General features: G+C 48.3%; 16 protein-coding genes and 1 pseudogene. 3 read left to right on the forward strand and 14 right to left on the reverse strand.

Annotation, left to right across the window (positions count from 1 at the left end):
• Nucleotides 1-22: 22 nt before the first annotated feature.
• The 3 genes from ytaF to polA all read right to left on the reverse strand — a co-directional run bounded on the left by ytaF (nucleotide 23) and on the right by polA (nucleotide 4381).
• The gene (gene ytaF, locus JOE45_RS09165; protein ID WP_210020487.1) at nucleotides 23-703 is read right to left on the reverse strand and encodes a sporulation membrane protein YtaF; all 681 of its coding nucleotides are present in this window, start codon (nucleotides 701-703) and stop codon (nucleotides 23-25) included.
• 111 nt (nucleotides 704-814) lie between these two features.
• On the reverse strand, nucleotides 815-1660 hold the full coding sequence (gene mutM, locus JOE45_RS09170) for a DNA-formamidopyrimidine glycosylase (RefSeq protein ID WP_210020486.1): 846 nt from the start codon (nucleotides 1658-1660) through the stop codon (nucleotides 815-817).
• A 21-nt stretch (nucleotides 1661-1681) separates the two neighbouring features.
• On the reverse strand, nucleotides 1682-4381 hold the full coding sequence (gene polA / locus JOE45_RS09175) for a DNA polymerase I (protein ID WP_210020485.1): 2700 nt from the start codon (nucleotides 4379-4381) through the stop codon (nucleotides 1682-1684).
• A gap of 196 nt (nucleotides 4382-4577) precedes the next feature.
• Here polA and JOE45_RS09180 point away from each other — a divergent pair, with 196 nt between their 5' ends.
• A complete protein-coding gene (locus JOE45_RS09180) occupies nucleotides 4578-5342 on the forward strand; it encodes an HAD family hydrolase (RefSeq protein WP_210020484.1) in 765 nt (254 codons plus the stop codon).
• A 216-nt stretch (nucleotides 5343-5558) separates the two neighbouring features.
• On the opposite strand, the gene phoU is transcribed toward JOE45_RS09180, so the two are convergent.
• The 5 genes from phoU to JOE45_RS09205 form a co-directional block, all read right to left on the reverse strand.
• Nucleotides 5559-6218, reverse strand: a complete 660-nt coding sequence (gene phoU / locus JOE45_RS09185; protein WP_210020483.1) for a phosphate signaling complex protein PhoU — start codon at nucleotides 6216-6218, stop codon at nucleotides 5559-5561.
• Between the two features lie 30 nt (nucleotides 6219-6248).
• Nucleotides 6249-7001 (reverse strand): phosphate ABC transporter ATP-binding protein PstB, encoded by a 753-nt coding sequence (gene pstB / locus JOE45_RS09190; RefSeq protein WP_210020482.1) that lies wholly within the window; start codon nucleotides 6999-7001, stop codon nucleotides 6249-6251.
• A 29-nt stretch (nucleotides 7002-7030) separates the two neighbouring features.
• Nucleotides 7031-7900, reverse strand: coding sequence for a phosphate ABC transporter permease PstA (gene pstA, locus JOE45_RS09195; RefSeq protein ID WP_210020481.1), 870 nt, complete (start codon nucleotides 7898-7900; stop codon nucleotides 7031-7033).
• Nucleotides 7900-8820 (reverse strand): phosphate ABC transporter permease subunit PstC, encoded by a 921-nt coding sequence (pstC, locus tag JOE45_RS09200; protein WP_210020480.1) that lies wholly within the window; start codon nucleotides 8818-8820, stop codon nucleotides 7900-7902. The genes pstA and pstC overlap by 1 nt, the downstream gene beginning before the upstream one ends.
• Nucleotides 8821-8921: 101 nt before the next feature.
• Complete coding sequence (locus JOE45_RS09205; RefSeq protein ID WP_245246826.1) at nucleotides 8922-9902, reverse strand: PstS family phosphate ABC transporter substrate-binding protein; 981 nt, start codon at nucleotides 9900-9902, stop codon at nucleotides 8922-8924.
• Between the two features lie 253 nt (nucleotides 9903-10155).
• Between JOE45_RS09205 and JOE45_RS09210 the strand changes: the two genes are divergently transcribed.
• Nucleotides 10156-11994: a methyl-accepting chemotaxis protein gene (locus tag JOE45_RS09210; RefSeq protein WP_210020479.1), complete on the forward strand. Its 1839-nt coding sequence runs from the start codon at nucleotides 10156-10158 to the stop codon at nucleotides 11992-11994.
• A 38-nt stretch (nucleotides 11995-12032) separates the two neighbouring features.
• On the opposite strand, the pseudogene JOE45_RS09215 reads toward JOE45_RS09210, so the two are convergent.
• From JOE45_RS09215 to JOE45_RS09235, 5 genes and pseudogenes are all read right to left on the reverse strand, one after another.
• Nucleotides 12033-12669, reverse strand: a pseudogene (locus JOE45_RS09215) (IS3 family transposase).
• Nucleotides 12670-12788: 119 nt separating this feature from the next.
• Nucleotides 12789-13871, reverse strand: a complete 1083-nt coding sequence (locus tag JOE45_RS09220; RefSeq protein WP_210020478.1) for a Gfo/Idh/MocA family protein — start codon at nucleotides 13869-13871, stop codon at nucleotides 12789-12791.
• 325 nt (nucleotides 13872-14196) lie between these two features.
• Nucleotides 14197-14916 (reverse strand): response regulator transcription factor, encoded by a 720-nt coding sequence (locus JOE45_RS09225; protein ID WP_210020477.1) that lies wholly within the window; start codon nucleotides 14914-14916, stop codon nucleotides 14197-14199.
• A gap of 102 nt (nucleotides 14917-15018) precedes the next feature.
• Nucleotides 15019-16815 carry a two-component system histidine kinase PnpS gene (gene pnpS / locus JOE45_RS09230; protein ID WP_210023352.1) on the reverse strand — a complete coding sequence of 599 codons (1797 nt, stop codon included), beginning with the start codon at nucleotides 16813-16815 and terminating at the stop codon, nucleotides 15019-15021.
• Between the two features lie 258 nt (nucleotides 16816-17073).
• Nucleotides 17074-18612, reverse strand: coding sequence for a fumarate hydratase (locus JOE45_RS09235; protein ID WP_210020476.1), 1539 nt, complete (start codon nucleotides 18610-18612; stop codon nucleotides 17074-17076).
• A gap of 222 nt (nucleotides 18613-18834) precedes the next feature.
• Here JOE45_RS09235 and yfbR point away from each other — a divergent pair, with 222 nt between their 5' ends.
• Nucleotides 18835-19416 carry a 5'-deoxynucleotidase gene (yfbR, locus tag JOE45_RS09240; protein ID WP_210020475.1) on the forward strand — a complete coding sequence of 194 codons (582 nt, stop codon included), beginning with the start codon at nucleotides 18835-18837 and terminating at the stop codon, nucleotides 19414-19416.
• A 75-nt stretch (nucleotides 19417-19491) separates the two neighbouring features.
• Here yfbR and JOE45_RS09245 read toward each other — a convergent pair whose 3' ends face one another.
• On the reverse strand, nucleotides 19492-19917 hold the full coding sequence (locus JOE45_RS09245) for a hypothetical protein (RefSeq protein WP_210020474.1): 426 nt from the start codon (nucleotides 19915-19917) through the stop codon (nucleotides 19492-19494).
• Nucleotides 19918-19991 lie beyond the last annotated feature (74 nt).

The raw sequence follows: 19991 nt of genomic DNA on the forward strand, positions 1-19991 counted from the left end.
AACCAAGATAAGAAAACAATCATTAGAATAATTTCACAATTCCCATGAGGATTAGAAGAAATCCTGGTAAAATGGAAAGCTTGCGAATCCACCTCAGCTCCGCATACCGAAAACCGATCTGCAGGCCGATACCTAGGAACGTCCCGCTGGCCAGTGCAATCACCGCCGCGGTAAGCCACGGTGTGAAGCCGAGCATCGCTGCCCCAATTCCCGCACCGAACGCATCCAGTGACAGAGCGACACCAAGAAGTACAGCTTCGTACGCCGAAATATTCCCTGACCGGTCCACATCGGCGATTGACGGCGTCCGTAAGATTTGAATTACCAGCCCCAACCGCTTCAGCTCAATATACCATATAGCTTTAGCCCCTGCCGGCGCCGATTCAAGCACTACGGGTGTCCTTGAGGTTTCCTCTTTCCCCTCTTCGTCCTTTTTGCCGGAGAAGATTTGATAGACCGCCCAAACGCCAATTCCCATCAGAATTATTGCTCCGACGTATTGTGCAACTGCCGGATCGACGACACGTGCCATCAGCACGCCAACCTGCATGGAAGTATAAATAATAAGGCCGGAACAAAAAGAAATAATAACAATCGACAGCAGCGGAATACGGATCTTGCGAAACCCATACATGACACCGACGCCGAAACCGTCCAGACTGACAGCAAACGCCAGAAGTATCAATGAGACGACAGGCAGCATGCCATTCCCTCCCTTTCCAGATCATCTTCACTCCATACTATATGGAAGATCTGGGCGGGGGGTGCATCACTGTACCCTTCCCTCTCGATGTGCTATTTTACGTCAGACGCTTCACTGGATCCTTTTGCGTTTTAACGGTTGGCACTTAGGACAATAATGGGTCCCGCGTCCTGCAACGACCGTTTTTTCGATGCTGTGCCCGCACTGGAAACAAGGCTCTGCTTTGCGGCCATACATTTTGAACTGATGTTGAAACATGCCGATTTCACCTTGACCGTTCACATACGATTTTATGGTAGAGCCGCCTACAGCTACAGCACTTTTCAGAGTCGTCACAACCGCCTCATACAGCTTGGCCAGCTCTTGCTTGCTTAAGCTGTGGGCTTCGCGCTCAGGATGGATCCCGGCCAGGAACAGCGATTCATCTACATAAATATTCCCGAGTCCGACAATGTATTCCTGGTTTAGTAGCAGCGGCTTGATTTTCGTTGAACGCTTCCCGATCCGCTCCCGAAAGGCCTCGAACGTAAATCCGTCGTCCAAAGGCTCAAGACCCAGCTTCTTCAGCGGAGCTTCCAATAGATCTTGGTCTTTTGGGTAAAGATGCATGGTCCCGAATTGACGCACATCCTTATATCTCAGTTCGGTGCCATCCGTAAAATGAAACACGACATGCGTGTGCAATTCCATCGGCTCTTCCCCGCCATATAAACCGTATCTGCCCTCCATACGAAGATGCGAGACCAGCGTATAATGGTCGAATATAAACCGCAGAAACTTGCCTCTGCGCTCCACCGATCGGATAGTTTCCCCGCACAATAGCATTTGAAATGCCTCAATGTCATCCGGATGCTGAATGATCCGCGGCAGCAGCACCGAAACGCGCTCCACCGTCTTGCCGATCACTAGTTGTTTCAGTGTCCTTCGGACAGTTTCAACCTCAGGCAGCTCTGGCATGATGTCTTCCCTCCCTGCAGATTACTTGGCCTCGTACCAGTTCTCCCCGTCATCTACGTCCACCTTCAGCGGCACATCGAGCGGAAGCGCGCTTTCCATGACTTCGGCAACCATCTTTTTCATGGTTTCCAGCTCGTCCTCCGGCACCTCAAGTACTAATTCATCATGTACCTGAAGCAGCAGCCGGCTTTTCACACCCGTTTCCTTCATCTGCTTGTCCAGCTGGACCATCGCCAGCTTGATGATATCCGCCGCGGTACCCTGGATGGGTGTATTCATTGCCGTCCGCTCCGCGAAAGAACGAAGATTGAAGTTGGACGCCGTAATCTCCGGTAAATAGCGACGGCGATGAAGCAGTGTAGTCACGTATCCATCCTGACGAGCTTTCTTGACAATATCGTCCATATATTGGCGAACCCCTTGGAATACGGCAAAATATTGCTCAATAAACTTGGCCGCATCCTTGCGGGTGATGTTCAGATTCTGTGATAAACCGTAATCGCTGATACCATAGACGATACCGAAGTTAACGGCTTTCGCCTGCCGGCGCATATTGGAATCGACGCTGTCCTCCGGTACTCCGAATACGTCCATCGCGGTTTTCGTATGAATGTCCATGTTCTGCTGAAACGCTTCGATCAGCTTCTCATCCTGCGAAATGTGCGCCAGCACGCGCAGCTCGATTTGCGAATAATCCGCGGTCAGAATGTGCCAGCCAGGCTCTGAGGGCTTGAACACCTTGCGGATTTTTCGCCCTTCCTCGAGCCGAATCGGAATGTTTTGCAGATTCGGATATTGGCTGCTTAACCGTCCTGTCGCCGCAATCGTCTGTTTGTAGTAAGTGTGCACTTTCCCGGTGTCGGGACGCACCTCTTTAAGCAAGCCTTCCACATAAGTGGACTGGATCTTCGCTAGCGTACGGTAATGAAGAATATGTCCGACCATCGGATGATAAGGCTCAAGCTTTTCGAGTACTTCTGCGTCGGTAGAATAACCCGTCTTTGTCTTCTTAATCACCGGCAGCTGAAGCTTCTCAAACAAAATTTCCCCTAGCTGCTTCGGGGAGTTGATGTTAAACTCCGTTCCCGCCGCATCGTAGATCGACTGCATGATCGTCCCGAGCTGTTTGCCAAGCTCCGCACCGTAAGCTTTGAGTTCATCCACGTCGACTTTGATGCCTTTGCGCTCCATAGAGGCAAGCACCAGCGCCAAAGGCAGTTCGAGCTCATGCAACAGCTCGTTCATCCCGTTGGATTCGAGTGCAGCTTGCAATGTCTCTGCCAGCCCCTGCACGGTCAACGCCTTACGGCACATCAAGCTGCTGAGCACGCCTGCTTCCGGCAGCTTGAATTTGGCGCCTTTGCCGAAGACCTCTTCGTCGGCGGGTAAGGCAGGCAAACCATACCGAGCGCAGAGCCCGTGTAAGGTCAGCGCGGATTCCGTCGGGTCGAGCAAATAACCGGCAAGCAGCACATCGAAGCTGACGCCGCGCAGCTCCAGTCCCTGCCAGAAGAGCGCCACCACCGCTCGGTGAAGATCATATACGGCGACGGACTTGTTCTCGTCCGCCAGCCACTCGCGCACGCTGCGTGCCCCTTCTTCCTCCTGCTTAAGGAGATCAAACGACAAATAATAGCCTACCGGATCCGTTTCAGTTTCTAACCTGCTATAAAATGATAAGCCGAGCACTTCCCCCGTATGGGGGTTATCCCCGATCACTTCAACGTGCATCGCCCGAACGTTAGGCAGCGCTTCGACCAACTCGCTGAACCGCTCCGGCGTAACCTGAATGGACACGATCTTGGCCTCAGCTTTGATCGCAGCTCCTTCACCCGCAGAAGCGTCTCCGCTTCCTACTCCAGGCAAGTCCAGCCGTTCCAGCAAGGATTTGAACTCCAGCTTGCGGAACATGTCTCCCAAGGATTGTCCTTCATATCCGTTGTACGTCAGCTCGTCCCAAGGAATATCAACCGGAACCTCGCGGAAGATCGTCGCCAGCTCCTTGCTCATCCGTGCATCATCCGTGTGAGCGGCTACCTTCTCGCCCATCTTCCCCTTAATTTTCGAAGCATTCTCCAGCACATTCTCAACTGATCCGTATTCGTGAAGCAGCTTCAGCGCCGTTTTCTCCCCAACGCCCGGAATACCCGGAATATTATCGCTGGTGTCACCCATCAAGCCTTTGAGATCAATGATTTGAAGAGGCTTTAGCCCATACTTTTCTTCGATGTGGGCGGGATCGTAGAGCTCCACCTCGCTAATTCCTTTCCGGGTCAACGCAATCTTAACGCGCTCGGAGGCAAGCTGCAGCATGTCTTTATCACCGGTCACGACGAGCACTTCCATACCGTCCTGCTTGTCCGCGATACGCGTCAGGGTACCTATGATGTCGTCAGCTTCATACCCGTCTATTTGGAAGTGGCGAATGCCAAAGGATTCCAGAAGCTCCCTAAGCACGGGAAACTGCTCGGAAAGCTCCGGTGGGGTCTTTTCCCTTCCCCCCTTGTATTCTGCGTAATCTTTATGTCGAAACGTCGCCTTCCCGGCATCGAACGCCACGAGAAAATGCGTCGGTTTTTGCTCTTCCAGAAGCCTTAACAGCATCGTTGTAAAGCCGTAGACTGCATTCGTATGCAAGCCTTTCGAATTGCTGAGCAGCGGCAGCGCAAAAAATGCGCGGTACGCAATGCTGTTACCATCGATCAAAATCAACTTGGACAAAGACTACACCCCATTTTTCGTGAAACTATTGCTTCTTACATGATAGCATAGGACGGCCACAGAAAAAAACCTTACCTTCCTCACTGAAAAAAGGGGTGTGCGCTCTCTTTGCCGCATAAAATGTACTAACTTTGATCCCTACCCGTCTGCACGAAATGCAAGTATAGCGCGAAAGGGAGATCGGAGGAACCATCCTATGAACGAAACGGTACGATTACGCGGCAAACGCATCATTTTTTTCGATGTGAATCAAACCCTGGTGCAGCAAAACTTAAGCTTTGAGGAATGCTTTGGACGTGTATGGGAGCACTTCACGGGCAGATGGGCTCAGGAGGAGAAGCCAATGGCCGATCAGTTGTGGGCCCAATACATTGCGAAGTGGCAGCAGCGCAAAAAATCGCGGATCACCTTCAAACAGCTTGACGAGCTCCAGCAGCAGTGCTTGAGGGAAGCGATGGAGGCGATGGATGTTCCGGTAACGGCCGGTATGACGCGCGGCTTCATGCAGGAAATCAGGCGACTGCAGGTCGAAGCCAAGACCATGCCCCCGCGAACGCAGGAAATGCTGGCAACCCTGTCTCGAAGCTATCGGCTCGCTATTATCAGCAACAGTCCCCGTTCAGATGTGCTGCTGATGTTGAAGCGGTTTGATCTTGACGCTTGTTTTCCTCCCGAGCATGTATTTACCGCGCTAAAGCCCGCCGACAAGAAACCCGCTCCATATTTGTTCAAAAGAGCGCTTAAAGCCATGCAGCTCTCACCCAAACAGGCCGTAATGGTAGGTAATTCTTGGAAGCACGATGTGTGCGGCGCGGTAAAAGCAGGGCTGGATGCGGTGTGGCTAAACCCAACCGATACAGAAGCAGGTCCCGATTACAAAAAAATAACCCAGCAGCGGCTGGGCAAGCGAAAAGTATTTTTGATCAAGCAATTGGATCAGCTATCCGATTTATTCTCTTGATCGCTTCTAACTTCGAGCGGCATGCCGACAAAATCACAAAAGAAGACGCTGCCCCGGTATGCCTTCGAACCCTTCTTTACCTTGGTGCTGCCTGGGAAAGAGTTATCAAATAGAAATCCCTAACCTAACTGATGATGTATGAAGTTTCTGTAACTCTCCAATAGGGCAAAAAATAACCGGATCCACATCAAACAGCGGAAATCCGGTTATCCTTATCTATACATTTAAGTCTTTACGCTTCCCTGTCACCATATAAATGACGCCTTCTCCGATGTTCGTCGTGTGATCCGCTACACGCTCCAGGAAGAGAGCAGTCATCATCAACTGAGAGAGCTGGCGGTTTCGCCCGAAATCGTTGGTCATGATCCCTATGATTTCATTAACCACAGTGCTGTAGAGCTTATCGACCTCATCATCCTTCTCCGCCAGTGCCGCGGCACGATGAATGTCCCGCTCGGTGTAAGCCAGCAAGCTTTCATGAAGCATATCCTTGGCAAGCAGCGCCATGCGCGGGATGACCTCAAGCGGCTTCACGAGCTCTTCTCCCGACATGCGAATCGCGATCTTCGCGATATCTACAGCATGATCTCCAATACGTTCAAGGTCCGTGGAGATTTTGAGCGCCATGCCGATAATCCGCAAATCGCTTGCCATCGGCTGCTGCAGCGCAATCAACCGTAGGCAATTTTCCTCAATTTGAAGCATTAAATCGTCAATTTCATCGTCCTGCTCGATAATTTTCCTTGCCAGTTGTTCATCCCTTGCAGCCAAAGCCTCTACCGCGAGAGAAATGTGATTTTCAACCAATCCGCCCATCTTAAGCAAATCCGATTGCAATCCTTCTACCGCTTGATGAAAAGTGGATCTTGTGTCCATGTTAGCATCCCCTTTGTTTTCAGTAGTTCATTAACCGAATCGGCCTGTAATATAATCTTCCGTCCTTTGGTCTGTTGGAGTGGTGAAAAGCTTCTCTGTCTGATCCGATTCAATCACTTCCCCGTTCAAGAAAAAGGAGGTAAAATCAGAAATTCTCGCCGCTTGCTGCATGTTATGTGTCACGATGACGATCGTATATTTTTCTCGAAGTTCGCGGATCAACTCTTCGATTTTTAACGTTGAAATCGGATCAAGCGCCGACGTAGGTTCGTCCATAAGCAGAATCTGAGGATTGACCGCCAAAGCACGAGCGATACATAAACGCTGCTGCTGCCCCCCGGACAAACCATAAGCGGATTTCTTCAAATTATCATTCACTTCAGTCCACAACGCGGAAGCCTTTAAGCTGCTTTCGACGATATGATCGAGCTGAGCCTTGTCCGTGATGCCGTGAATGCGAGGACCATAGGCAATATTATCATAAATCGATTTGGGAAAAGGATTCGGCTGTTGAAACACCATACCGATATTTTTGCGCAGCAGCTCTACGTTGACGTCAGGATCATAAATGTTATGGCCATCGATGATCACGTCTCCTTCTATACGTATGCCTTTGATCATGTCATTCATGCGATTTAATGTACGAAGCAGGGTCGATTTCCCACAGCCGGATGGACCAATAAACGCTGTGATCGACTTCTCCTGAACTTCCATATCGACGTTCTTCAGGGCATGAAACTCGGAATAATGCAGGTTCAACTTATTTATACTGACGATTGACATATGCGGTTTTCCTCCCGTGTCCGTTGGTTCTACAATTTCTTCTGATATTTATTACGCAAATAAATGGCGAATGCATTCATGCTAAGCAGCATGATTAGCAAGATAATAATACCCGCCGCGGCCACATTCTGAAACTCAGCTTGCGGTTGGCTTGCCCAGTTGAAGATTTGGATCGGCATAACTGTAAAGCTGTCCAAAGGAGATCTTGGTAAAAATGCAATATAAGAGACGGCTCCGATCACGATGAGCGGAGCAGTTTCCCCGATCGCTCTGGACATCGATAAGATGGATCCGGTCAAGATTCCCGGTAGGGATGAAGGTAATACGACGCGAACAATCGTCTGCCAACGGTTGGCTCCCAGAGCAAACGAGGCGTTGCGCAGCGATTGCGGTACGGTTCTAATCGCTTCTTGTGAGGCAACGATAATGATCGGAAGCACCAGCAGCGTCATCGTTAACGCTCCGGATAATAGGCTTCGTTCGAGATGAAGCATACGGACAAATACGGTAAGCCCCAGAAGACCATAAACAATGGAAGGAACTCCTGCCAGGTTAGCGATATTGGTTTGAATAAAACGGCTGAACCGTGTGTCCTTCGCATACTCCTCCAAATATATTGCGGTGGTCACACCAACGATAAACGTCAGGGGTGCGGTGATCAGCATCAGGTAAAAGGTGCCGACCAAGGCAGCCTTGATCCCGGCATTCTGGGGAATACGGGACGCATACTCCGTCAAAAACTGCCAGTCGAGCCAACCCAATCCTTGAACAAGCACTTGTATTAATAACAAAGCGAGCGCTACAATCCCAAAACAGGTGGAGACAAAAAACAACTGATGGAAAAGCTTGTTTTTTCTATTTCTTTTAGCGACGTGCTGTATATTCTCATTCGTTGCCATCAGTATTCCTCCCTGAACTTTTTGGAGATGTATTTCGCCAGTATATTCATTGCCAGTGTCATGACAAACAAGGTCATCCCTACGGCATAAATGGTTAAGTACTCAACCGAACCGTAACGAGTATCCCCTCCACTGACGGAAACGATAAAAGCGGTTAGTGTTTGAATACTTTCCAACGGATTGTAAGCCATTTGAGCCAAATTCCCCGCGGCCAAGGTCACGATCATCGTTTCGCCTACGGCCCGTGAAAGTCCAAGTACGAAGGAGGCAACGATACCCGAGAGTGCCGCAGGAACTACGATTTTTACAGCCACTTCAAACTTCGTAGACCCCAAAGCGTAAGCTCCGTTGCGGAGGGAAGTCGGAACGGCGACCATCGCGTCCTCGCTGAGAGAGCAAATGATTGGAATGATCATGATACCTACAACGATCCCTGCACTGAGCGCATTAAAAATTTCCGTTTGCGGTATTAAAAATTGCAACACCGGTGTTACGAAATTTAGAGCAAAGAAACCATATACGATCGTAGGAATACCAGCCAAAATTTCCAAGATCGGCTTGATCACATTGCGAACTCTCGACGGAGCATATTCACTTAAATAAATAGCGCTGCCCAGCCCAATCGGAATAGCCACTATACTTGCAATCAAGGTAACAAGCAAGGTTCCCGATATGAGCGGAAGCACGCCGAATTTGGGATCGCTGAACAGCGGCGTCCACTCCGTTCCCGTAATAAACTCCCAAAATGGAACCTGTCTGAAGAACCCAAATGATTCGACCACTAATATCAGCACGATGCCTACCGTCGTCAATATGGAGATAACAGCAAAAAAAGCTAATATTTTGGGTATTAGCACATCTGATGAAATCACGCTTTTTTTCTTTTTGTAATTCACTTTTTGTATTTGATCCGTTTCCATAGCTTATCCCCCGCGTAAAGCAATGATATTGGGAAATCCGCGGCATCCACCGCTTGATTGCTGTGGATGCCACGGATTTCATTCCATATATTGAATGCTTCTTATTTCAATGCTTCAAGGTTTTTGTTCATTTGCTCTTGTGGAAGCTTGATGTATTTAACGGCTTCAACCAAAGCCCCGCCCTCTTCGCTGTTGTAGTATTTCAGGAATTCTTTAACTTGTGGCTCTTCGATTGCCTTTTTCGTAGGGTACACATATACATAACGGGACAACGGAGCATACGACATGTCCTCAATCGTCTCATTCGTAGGCAATACAGCAGGAGAACTAGCATCCTTCTTGATGGCTACAGCATTTAAATTCGCTTCATTCTCTTTATAGTAGGAGAAGCCAAAGTAACCCATTGCGAACTCATCGCCTTGTACGCCTTTTACGAGTACATTGTCATCCTCGGAAGGTGTATAATCCGAACGAGATTCTTTCGCTGTTCCGTTGATAGCTTCCGTGAAGAACTCGAACGTTCCAGACGCCGTGCCAGGACCATACAGCTTAATTTCTTTATCTGGCCATTCCGGGCGAATTTCGTTCCATTTTTTCACTGTGCTTTCTTTGGACCAAATCTTCTTCAACTCTTCAACCGTCATTTCTTTGGCAAACGTATTTTTCTTGTTGACTACAACGGTTATGCCGTCCAGCGCGACGGGCATTTCAATAACCTCGGTGTTTTGTTTCGCTTTCAGCTCATCCATTTCTTCTGTCTTGAAATGACGAGACATATTTGCAATATGAATTTCACCGGAAATCAGCTTCTTCGCTCCATTACCAGACCCGGATTCGCCTACTGTGATTCTTACATCATTGTGTTTTTTCATGAACTCTTCGGCAACGGCTTGGGAGATCGGGAAAACTGTAGAAGAGCCGTCGATTTTGATTTCGCCTTTCAGAGCAGCTGTACCGTCAGACGGAGCAGCACCTTGATTCGGCTGGGTTTCCGTTTGCGTCCCACATGCAGCCAGAGACAAAGCCAATACGACGGAAGATATTGCGAATGTGCTTTTACGAGCAAAACCTTTAAACAACATGACCACTCCTCAAAAGTTTATGTTTGTCGTTCACAATGACAATATTACGCCCCTTTTGTTTTCGTCAAATATGAGTTTTGTTAACGGAATGTAAAAATTATCGAAAAATATGATGGTAACGTTGACATGATGAATTGATATCTCGGCTTTCGTCAAGTTTTACAAAGAATTTACAAAATGCGAACTTGAATTTAATTGATCCATAGTACATTCGTAGTATATCCAAAAGACTACTATACATGTGGAGGTAATTATGAAGAGACTGCGGAACGTTACCTATGTGCGGGTTACCATGAGAACGAAACTGATTATGGCGTTTTCTTTTATCACAATCCTTTTTGCCGGAGTTTCAGCCTTTAATCTATTGCAGGTAGACAGCATTAGGCAGCAGTTCCAATATCAAAATGAGCAAACGGATAAACAGAAGCTGGCTCTGCAGTTGAAGCAGCAGGCGAATTCACTTGCTTCCATTTATGCCGCTTATGTATTGACCAAACAGCCTGAGCTGGTTGATCAATATAATAGTGAAAGAGAAGGCTTTTACCGGTCTGTGGAAAGTCTGGCTCTAACCGCATCCAATGCGGATGAACGCAATTGGAGCGCCAAATTGACGAATACCTCCAAAGAATTTACGGGAACGTTCGATAAAGCGCAGCAGATTGTGGGTAATACACTCCAGCCTCAAGTGATAGATCATCAGCTGAAATCCACGTACAAGGAATCGGAGCTATTTAAAGAATACATATTTGAGCTCGTTGATCATTTCAATGAAGCTTACAATCAGTACGCCTTAATGGCTGTAAGCAGCACCGACCGTCAATTGAACGATTCCGCCCGGTTCGCTATTCTCACGCCCTTGCTCGTTATGATGATCAGCACCGTAACCGCATTTCTGCTAATCCGTTCGTTTATGCGTCCGATTCAGCGTCTGCAGCGTGCCGTAAAGCAAGTTGCAGAAGGGGATTTACGCCATAAAATTAACAGCTCATCACAAGATGAACTCGGAAAGCTGAGCCAAAGCTTCGATCTGATGATTGATCAAATCAAAGAAATGCTGGCGAATACCCAAACGATCGCTTCCTCGTTGTCCGAGCATTCCCGATCTTTTCAAGAGTTCTCCGGGGCAACGGCCTCTGCTAACAAGGACATTGTTCGCGCTATAGAAGAAATATCGTCAGGCAGTGAGGAGCAAGCCCGTTATTCAGAAGACAGCGCATTTATTATTAACGATTTAACCAAAGAAATTCGCGAAATTTCCGATTATACAGGCTTGATGCAGAGCAAGAGCCGGGAAGCCGCCTTCAACACCCATAGCGGTACGCAATCCATGGAAGGACTCAAATCAGCCGTCGAACAATCGGAAGAGGTCTTGCATCAAGTTTATCTGACGATGGAAACCTTGTCCGGCAGCTCAGCTAAAATCGGTAGAATCGTAGGTACCATTACTGAGATTTCTACACAAACCAACGTCCTTGCGCTGAATGCGGCGATTGAAGCGGCCAGAGCAGGTGTGCACGGCAAAGGATTTTTTGTTATCGCTGAGGAAGTACGGCTCCTGTCGGCACAAACAAATGAATCTTCCAAATCAATCACTCTCATCGTCCAATCGCTGCTTGTGCATATGAGAGAAATGGAAGCTTCGCTAAACAACGTCAAACAATCTTTCGATCTGCAGAACGGCAGAATGAATGAAAGTATGCGTGCGTTTAGTGATATCCGTGTATCGATGGATGGGCTCTCCGGCCACATCGAGCAAATCCACACGCTAATCGCCGCGGCCGAGGACAAGAACGACAAGCTAGTCACTTCCGTCCAGCATGTTGCTGCCATCGCACAGGAAACAGCCGCCGGCGTCGAAGAAGTGAATTCAGCATCGCAGCAGCAGGATGCGGCTATCCACCGGATCGCCTCACAATCCGACGATATTTTGTCCCTTGCCCAGAGATTGTTCGACGAAATTAACCATTTCAAAATTTCCGACATGTCAGGGATAGAGAACGACGGCTCTGGGGAGAAACAGCCCTCCAGTCAGGTGAGCGATGAGGCACAAAATGGCGATGAAAGCCGTATACGTCCTCTTCCCCTCTGTTAGGCTGATCATACCCCTGTCAAGTAGACATAAGAAAAAAGCTATGCCGCCAGCGCGTGCCGATACTCAATCGGCGCGCGCTGTTTAAGTTTTGCTTGAAATCGCTGATAGTTATAGAAGTAAATATAATCTTCAATGGCTTGATGTATTTCTGCTTCTGACTTAAACTGGTGGAGATACAACTTCTCTGTTTTGAGATGCGAGAAGAAGGATTCGATGCATGCGTTATCCAGGGAGGTTGCTTTGCGAGAGTGGCTGCCTTTGACGCTGAGTGCTTCTAATCGTTTCTTGTACGCTTGAGACGTGTACTGGAAGGCCTGGTCCGAATGGAGCACAGCCCCGCCAACGTCTCTTTTTCTTGTCCACTTCTCGATCGACCAGATTTGGATACCGCTTTTTTAAGTAGTCTACCTGCGCTTTCAGGTAATCTCGCTCTTGCTCTATGCTGGCGAAGCTTGTCCGAGGGCGGCATTTTAGTGGGTTGGCCACACCCTTACGCTCATCAAACTTGACTCCGTTTTTCCACTTCTTTACCCACACCTTTAACTGGGAACAATTACGTATCTTCATTTGCTCTGCGATTATCTTGTAACTAGAAGATCCCTCTAAATAAGCTTTAACCGCCGCCACCTTAAATTCTTCTGTATAGGTCTGAAATATCTGTCCCTTTTTAGCCATAAAGAAATCCCCTCCAAGTATTCACTCGTTCCTCATGATAACATGACGGTTTTTTTCGAGTGTCTACTTAAAGGGGATAATACTATCGCAGCAAAAGCGAACAGGTTTTTTATTATGCTCTAGTTGAAGTATACGGCTTTGCCGGTCTTTGAGGACTCGTAAATGGCTTCGAGAATCTCCGATACGACGCAGGCCTGCTCAGGCGTCACAACTGGATCAATGTCCTTCTCAACAGCCTCCAGCCACAGCCGCGCTTCCAGATCGGCCGGACTCTCCGTCTGGCCGTCGTAGAAATCTACGCCTTTGGCGTCCAACTGAATTTCGTTCATATAGAGACGACTGTGTTTCTCGCCGTTGATGCGCAGACCGTCGTGCATATCGGCACCGCCCTCTGTACCGCAAAGCGTCGTTTTGGCTTCGCCAGTTTGCAGCATATTGATGGCCCAGCTCGATTCGAGCACGATAGTAGCTCCATCCTCCATGGTAATCATACCAAAGGCAGAATCCTCCACTGTAAATTGCTTGGGATCCCATGGCCCCCAAGCATTGGCTGCGTTCTCTTTTTGGGAGAGCTTGTGGAATGCCGTCCCAAGTACGGCCTTAGGCTTGTAATTATCCATCATCCAGAGCGTCAGATCAAGCGCGTGTGTTCCAATATCGATAAGCGGACCCCCGCCTTGCTTCTCTTCATCCAGGAATACGCCCCAAGTCGGAACGGCACGGCGGCGAATCGCATGCGCCTTCGCGTAATAAATATCGCCAAGCTCGCCGTCAGAGCAAAGCTGTTTCAGATATTGGCTGTCTGAGCGAAAACGGTTTTGATAGCCGACTGTCAGCTTTTTACTCGTCCGCTTTGCCGCTTCGACCATACGTCGAGCGTCAGCAGCGGTTTTGGCCATCGGCTTCTCACACATGACATGCTTGCCGGCTTCCAAGGACGCGATAGAAATATCCGCATGAGAATCGTTTGGAGTACATACATGAACGATATCAAGCGAAGCGTCCGCGAGTAGCTCACGATAGTCCGTATATACTTTAGCGCCTTCAGCGCCGAACTGTTTTGCCGCCTCATGAGCTCTCTCTTCCACAATATCGCAGAATGCCACCATTTCCGCATTTGGCTGATTTTTCAAAGCCGGCATATGCTTACCGTTCGCAATCCCGCCGCAACCAATGATTCCGATTCTATATACTTTAGACATTACCAAAAACCTCCTTCATTCAGTAAACCGTAATGAACTAATCAGTAACACTGAAGTATAGTATAGACAAATTTGTCTTAAAAAGATATTTCGTATCTGGCGCTCCTTTTATGCAATTTTGTCCTTTCCTTCTTAAATCTTCGTCCTTCAGCTGCTCACCGACAACTCCAGGGCTCTCCCCTTTCTCAATACTTCACCCTGTACATAGGACACCCAAACGTATGCTGCAAGTCAAATTGAGAAAACTTTCTTTCGATAGATTTCCCGGGAAATCAACTAACAAAAAAGAGACTAGCCTGCGGCCAGCCTCTCTTCAGTCCATATTCTACGCTTTTTTTCCCGCCGCATTTACCAGCTTATAGCCTACTCCGCGGATCGATTCAATTTGTACGGATTGCTGATTCATTTCCAATTTCTTCCTCAATGAACTGACGTGCACATCTACAGTCCGTTGGCCGCCAATATAATCGAAGCCCCACACAATATTCATCAGGTCATCCCGTGTGACAACAACACCGGGACGCTGCACAAGATGCAGCAGCACCTCAAACTCTTTGGGCCTTAGCGGAATGGACTCGCCATGCAGAATGACCTCATATTTTTCCGGGTATATATACAGATCGCCAGCTGTTATCACTTTTTCTCCGCTGCCGGTCTTTTCTAGAAACGCATCCTCCGACGTTGTACGACGAAGCACTGCGGATACACGCGCAAGCAGCTCCGCTACTCCAAATGGTTTGGTAATATAATCATCTGCGCCGTATTTAAGCCCCTGCACGATTTCTTCCTCTGCGTTGCGTGCAGTCAGGATGATCACTGGTATCTTGATCCCCTTCTGACGAAGCTTCGATAAAATTTCAAAACCGTTCATCCCTGGAAGCATGATGTCCAGAATAATTAAATCGAAGGGCTGATGAAGCGCAGCCTGCAATCCGTCGCTGCCGTGGTCGATCACTTTAATCTCATAGCCTTCTTGCGTTAAGTTATAGGAAAGCAGTCTCGCTAATGTAGGCTCGTCCTCTATGACTAATATTTTATGTGACATGGGAAAACCCCCGAGATCCATTCTATATTTCAAATTTATCATAGCATGAATTATGAATGAAATGTTAAGAACTTTGTAAAAGTTTTGTAAAGGGCTGCACAATCATTGGATTAACGGCATGTCGATAATAAACTTCGTACCAACCAAGACCTCGCTCTCGACCCGAATCGTGCCCTTGTGAAGCTCAACCAAGTGCTTGACGATCGATAACCCGAGCCCCGTTCCGCCTGAGATTCGTGACCTTCCTTTATCCACGCGGTAAAAGCGCTCGAAAATCCGGGGAAGATCCTTCCTAGGGATGCCTATCCCCGTATCCATAATCGTAAAACGAATTGTATCGACCTCCATGGACTCCGGTCCGGAAGTCAATTGCTCCACCTTCACCTTCACTTTACCGCCTTCGGGCGTGTAATTGATGCCGTTAGAAAGCAGGTTCATCAAAATTTGCCTCAGCCGATCCTCATCCGCTTCCATATAGCTGTTTTGCGGAACCTCTACCTCCAGCTCGATTGACTTCTTCTTCGCTTCGGTTTTCATCAAATGAAGGCAGTTGCCGATGAACGATTCCAGATGAATTGGAGAGTATTGAAGCGGTATCCGCTTCGATTCTATTTTGGACAGCTCCAGGATGTCGCCAATCAGCCGGTTAAGCCGTTCACTTTCATCAAAAATGATTTTCAAAAACGACCTGGCTGTCTCTTTATCGTCGAGCGCACCGGCAAGAAGCGTCTCGGTAAAGCCTTTGACCGCGGCGATGGGTGTCTTCAGTTCATGTGATACATTGGCTACGAACTCTGAGCGCATTCTTTCCAGTCTCCGGACGGACGTAATATCATGCAGGACGATGAGCAGACCTGCCCATTGCTTATCCGACTGAAAGATCGGGTTCAAATTGATCTCTAATATACGTTCTTCAGGATAATAAAAAATCATTTCATCACGAATATTCTCTCGAGTATCAATACATTCCTGAATGAGCTGCGTAAATTCGAACTGCTGCTTCGCTTGATCAAACTTTTTACCCAACAGCTCTTTAGAGGAAAACCCTAGAAATTCTTCAGCCGACCGGTTCAGCAGCACGATCTCACCTTCCCCATCAATCATGACAACGCCGCTAATCAGATTCTCAAGAACGCTTTTGAGTCGATTCTCGTCTTCAAGAATGCGGTTCATCTGCAGCTGCAGGCTATCCGCCATATGGTTAATAGCATCGCCAAGCTTTCCGATCTCGTCTTTCTTCTTCAGCCGCACGCGATACTTGTAATTCATGTCCGTAATTTGCTGGGCCACACTGGTCATGAGTTCAATCGGCCGGGTAATGCCATAAGCCACACGGTAACTGATTAAACCCGCAACAAGAAACACCGTCAAGAGCCCGAGTATCAGTGCAAACCACAGGTTGCGAACCGAAGCCTCTACGTCCTCTAGACTCATGGCTAACCGTAAAAAGCCAATTGTTTGTCCTTCCTCTATCACCGGAACGGCGACATAAAGCAAGTTACGATCCACTGTACTGCTGTGACGTGTTGCATAGCCTACCTTCGAAGAAGCCGCTTCGACTATTTCCTCCCTGTCCAAGTGGTTCTCCATCTGATCAGGATTGCTGTCAGAGTCTCCCATGACTTTGCCATCCGCGCGAATAAAAGTGACCCGCGCATCCGCCGATTGCTTGAGCATCTTGGCCATGTCCGTAAAATAACGCGATTGTTGGGATTCTGTCCCCTGCCTGTTCCAGTTCATCGTTACCAGCATGATGTGCAGTTCTCTCTCCATATTGGCAGTCAAAGAGTCAATATGCGAGCGCTCCAGCATTTTGGCCATAAAAATACCCGCGATCAGAACCGAAGAACCGATCAAGGCAATAAAAATCAAAGTTAATCGTGCACGGAACTTATTCATCAAATGAATATCCCTCCATAGATGAGACCCTAGGTTTCAAGAACAACTTCCGTTGTAAGGAAAATTCTTTGGGGTTGCTTAATCATAGGTTTGTCTTAGTACAAACATATTACACCATATCGTACCTGTTCACCATGCGGAACACCAGTTATTTTTTTGTAAAGGAGTTACTGCACACTTCATCTGTACAACGCAACTCAGCACAAAAAAGCCCAAGTATCACAGATACATGGGCAAGTTTAGATATATATTTATTTCTTATACGAATACAGGCTCTTTGAACTGGGACAGCTTTTCGCGTGAATCTTTCTCTACTTCAGCGTGCAAGCTGTTTCCGTGGGAGTCCATCGTGACGATGGCCGCAAAGCCTTCCGTCTGCAGGTGCCACATCGCTTCCGGAATACCGAATTCCATGAAATCGACGCCTTCTACCTTTTTGAAGCATTGAGCATAATATTGTGCTGCTCCGCCAATGGCATTCAAATATACGGCGCCGTGCTCTTGGAGCGCTTTTAGCGTTTTCGGGCCCATGCCGCCTTTACCGATCACAGCGCGTATTCCGAATTTTTTGATGATATCGCCTTGATAAGGTTCCTCGCGAATGCTCGTAGTCGGGCCGGCAGCCTTCACTACCCACTCACCGTTCGCATCTTTAGCCATTACGGGTCCACAGTGGTAGATGACAGAACCGTTAAGATCAATTGGAGAATCGTGATCCATCAAATATTTGTGCAGCGCATCCCGGCCCGTATGCATGGGTCCGTTGATGATAACCACATCACCAACGCGCAGCTGACGGATTTGCTCTTCCGAAATCGGCGTCTGCAATACGATCTCACGGCGCGCTTCGCGGCCTTCCACTGCTGCCGCTGGTTCTTCCTTCTGCATAGGCACTTCTTCACCCTTAGGGTATACCCAGTCGGTAATCTCGCCTGTACCCTGATCAATCAGCACGCCTTGTCTGCGGAACGCCCAGCAGTTGTATGCCACCGACACGAAGAAACTAGCGGGCAAACGATTCATGACGCCGACCTTACAGCCGAGCAGCGTGACTTGTCCGCCAAAGCCCATCGTACCGATTCCGAGCTTATTGGCATTATCCATCACATATTCCTCAAGCTTGCGAAGCTCTTCGTTCGGATTCACATCATCCGCTGCACGGAACAATTGATGCTTAGCCAGTTCGTAGCCTGTCGTTCGGTCTCCGCCGATGCCTACGCCAATGAAGCCGGCGCTGCAGCCCTGCCCTTGCGCCTGATACACGGCATGCATGATGCACTTGCGAATGCCGTCCAGGTCGCGGCCTGCTTTGCCAAGCCCTTCGAGCTCGGTCGGAAGGCTGTATTGAATGTTTTTATTTTCACAGCCGCCGCCTTTAAGAATCAGCTTGGCTTCAATCTGATCCTTCTCCCACTGTTCAAAGTGGATGACCGGAGTCCCTGGACCGATGTTGTCGCCGCTGTTAGCCCCGGTCAGGGAATCGACGGAGTTCGTCCGCAGCTTACTGTCCTTGGTCGCTTGGGCAACCGCAGCAATAATTTGCTTTCTCATCTCAATCTGGTTGGCGCCGACCGGAGTATGCACGATAAACGTTGGCATCCCCGTGTCTTGACAGATTGGAGATACGTTGCACTCCGCCATATGAATGTTATCTGCGATCGTCGAAAGGGACAGCGCAGAACGCGTGCCGGCATCTTCTCGTGCCTGAGCTTGCTGAATGGCTTGACGCACGTCTGCCGGAAGGTTTGTGGATGTTTCGACAATCAGTTTATAAATGCTCTCTTGAAACTGCTGCATAATGTAGAAAAACTCCTTTCGATTCGTAAAAAGATACTCTATTAACTTGCTAAGACATATTATAATAATAGCACATTACAGCTGGTACCAAAACATCGTTTTCACAAGAAAGCATAGATTGGTGTGTACGTTTCCAAGGCGCGCAATCGGTGCACAAATCGTGTATAATCCTACTGTATATAGTACCCTGCAGCGCAAATTCAGAACTAGGATGATGATAGAATGGACAGCCACTTTTTTGCCTATATGTATCGGCTCCGATATATCGAACGCTGGAGCCTGATGAGGAATGTCGTAAAAGAGAACGTAGCAGAGCACTCGTTCCATGTGGCGATTTTGACTCACGTTTTATGTACGATTGCGAACGAGGTATTTGATCGGCAGGTGCCGACGGATCGCGTCGTTAGCATGGCGCTTTTCCATGATGCAACGGAGGTGTTTACAGGCGATATTCCGACTCCGGTGAAGCATCACAATGCGAAGATCTTGTCCAACTTCCGTGAGATCGAGCATTTGGCCGCGGAGCGCCTGCTCGATATGGTTCCCGAACCTCTGCGAAGCGTCTATAACCCGCTCATCGGCATGAAAACAGAAGCGGACGCAGAACTGAAAAAGTACGTCAAAGCCGCGGACCTTCTCGATGCCTATTTGAAGTGCGTCACTGAGCTGTCTGCCGGCAACAGGGAATTCGCGATGGCCAAGAAGCAAATCGAACAGACGATGGAAGCATTAAACATGCCGGAAATCCATTACTTTTTGAAGCATATGGCCCCCAGTTTAGAAAAAACGCTGGACGAGCTGTAGACCCTCGACCCTTGCCTCCGATTTTTGTTACAAACAAAAAGACCGGGATGCCCCGGTCTTCAAAAGGTAGATTCATTAGCGCATAAACGGAAAATTCATCAATGTGAGGACGATGAAGAAAAGAATGCCATTGATCGCGCTGAGTGTTTTGATTGAGCCAATTTGTTGAGAAATCGCACTGCCAGAGGTTTCAGCCAAGGCCAATCGCATCCTTTTGCCCATGATGCCCGAAAGCGCAGCAATAGCCAAAAACAAAATGATCGAAAGTGCCATCCATAGAACCGAATATGGAGCTTTACTCACCATATAGCCTCCGGTTAAGAATGCGATCGCCAGCGCATATTGCGCTGCACGGTTCATCGCGAACAGCACGTGCAAAAATCCGTACTGCGCCGTTCCAGATTCCAAAGCTTGAACTCGCTTGGCCAGAAACGGAAGCAACAAGTAAATCCCCAACATAACAGCACTTACCACATGTAAGTACAAAATAAAATCCTGCATAATTCGTGTTGCCTCCCCATTTTTCCATAATTATCGATTATACCTAGTATAACGGAATGCAGTGCCTCGAAGCA

It is taken from the genome of Paenibacillus sp. PvR098 (assembly GCF_017833255.1).
Classification (GTDB): Bacteria; Bacillota; Bacilli; order Paenibacillales; family NBRC-103111; genus Paenibacillus_G.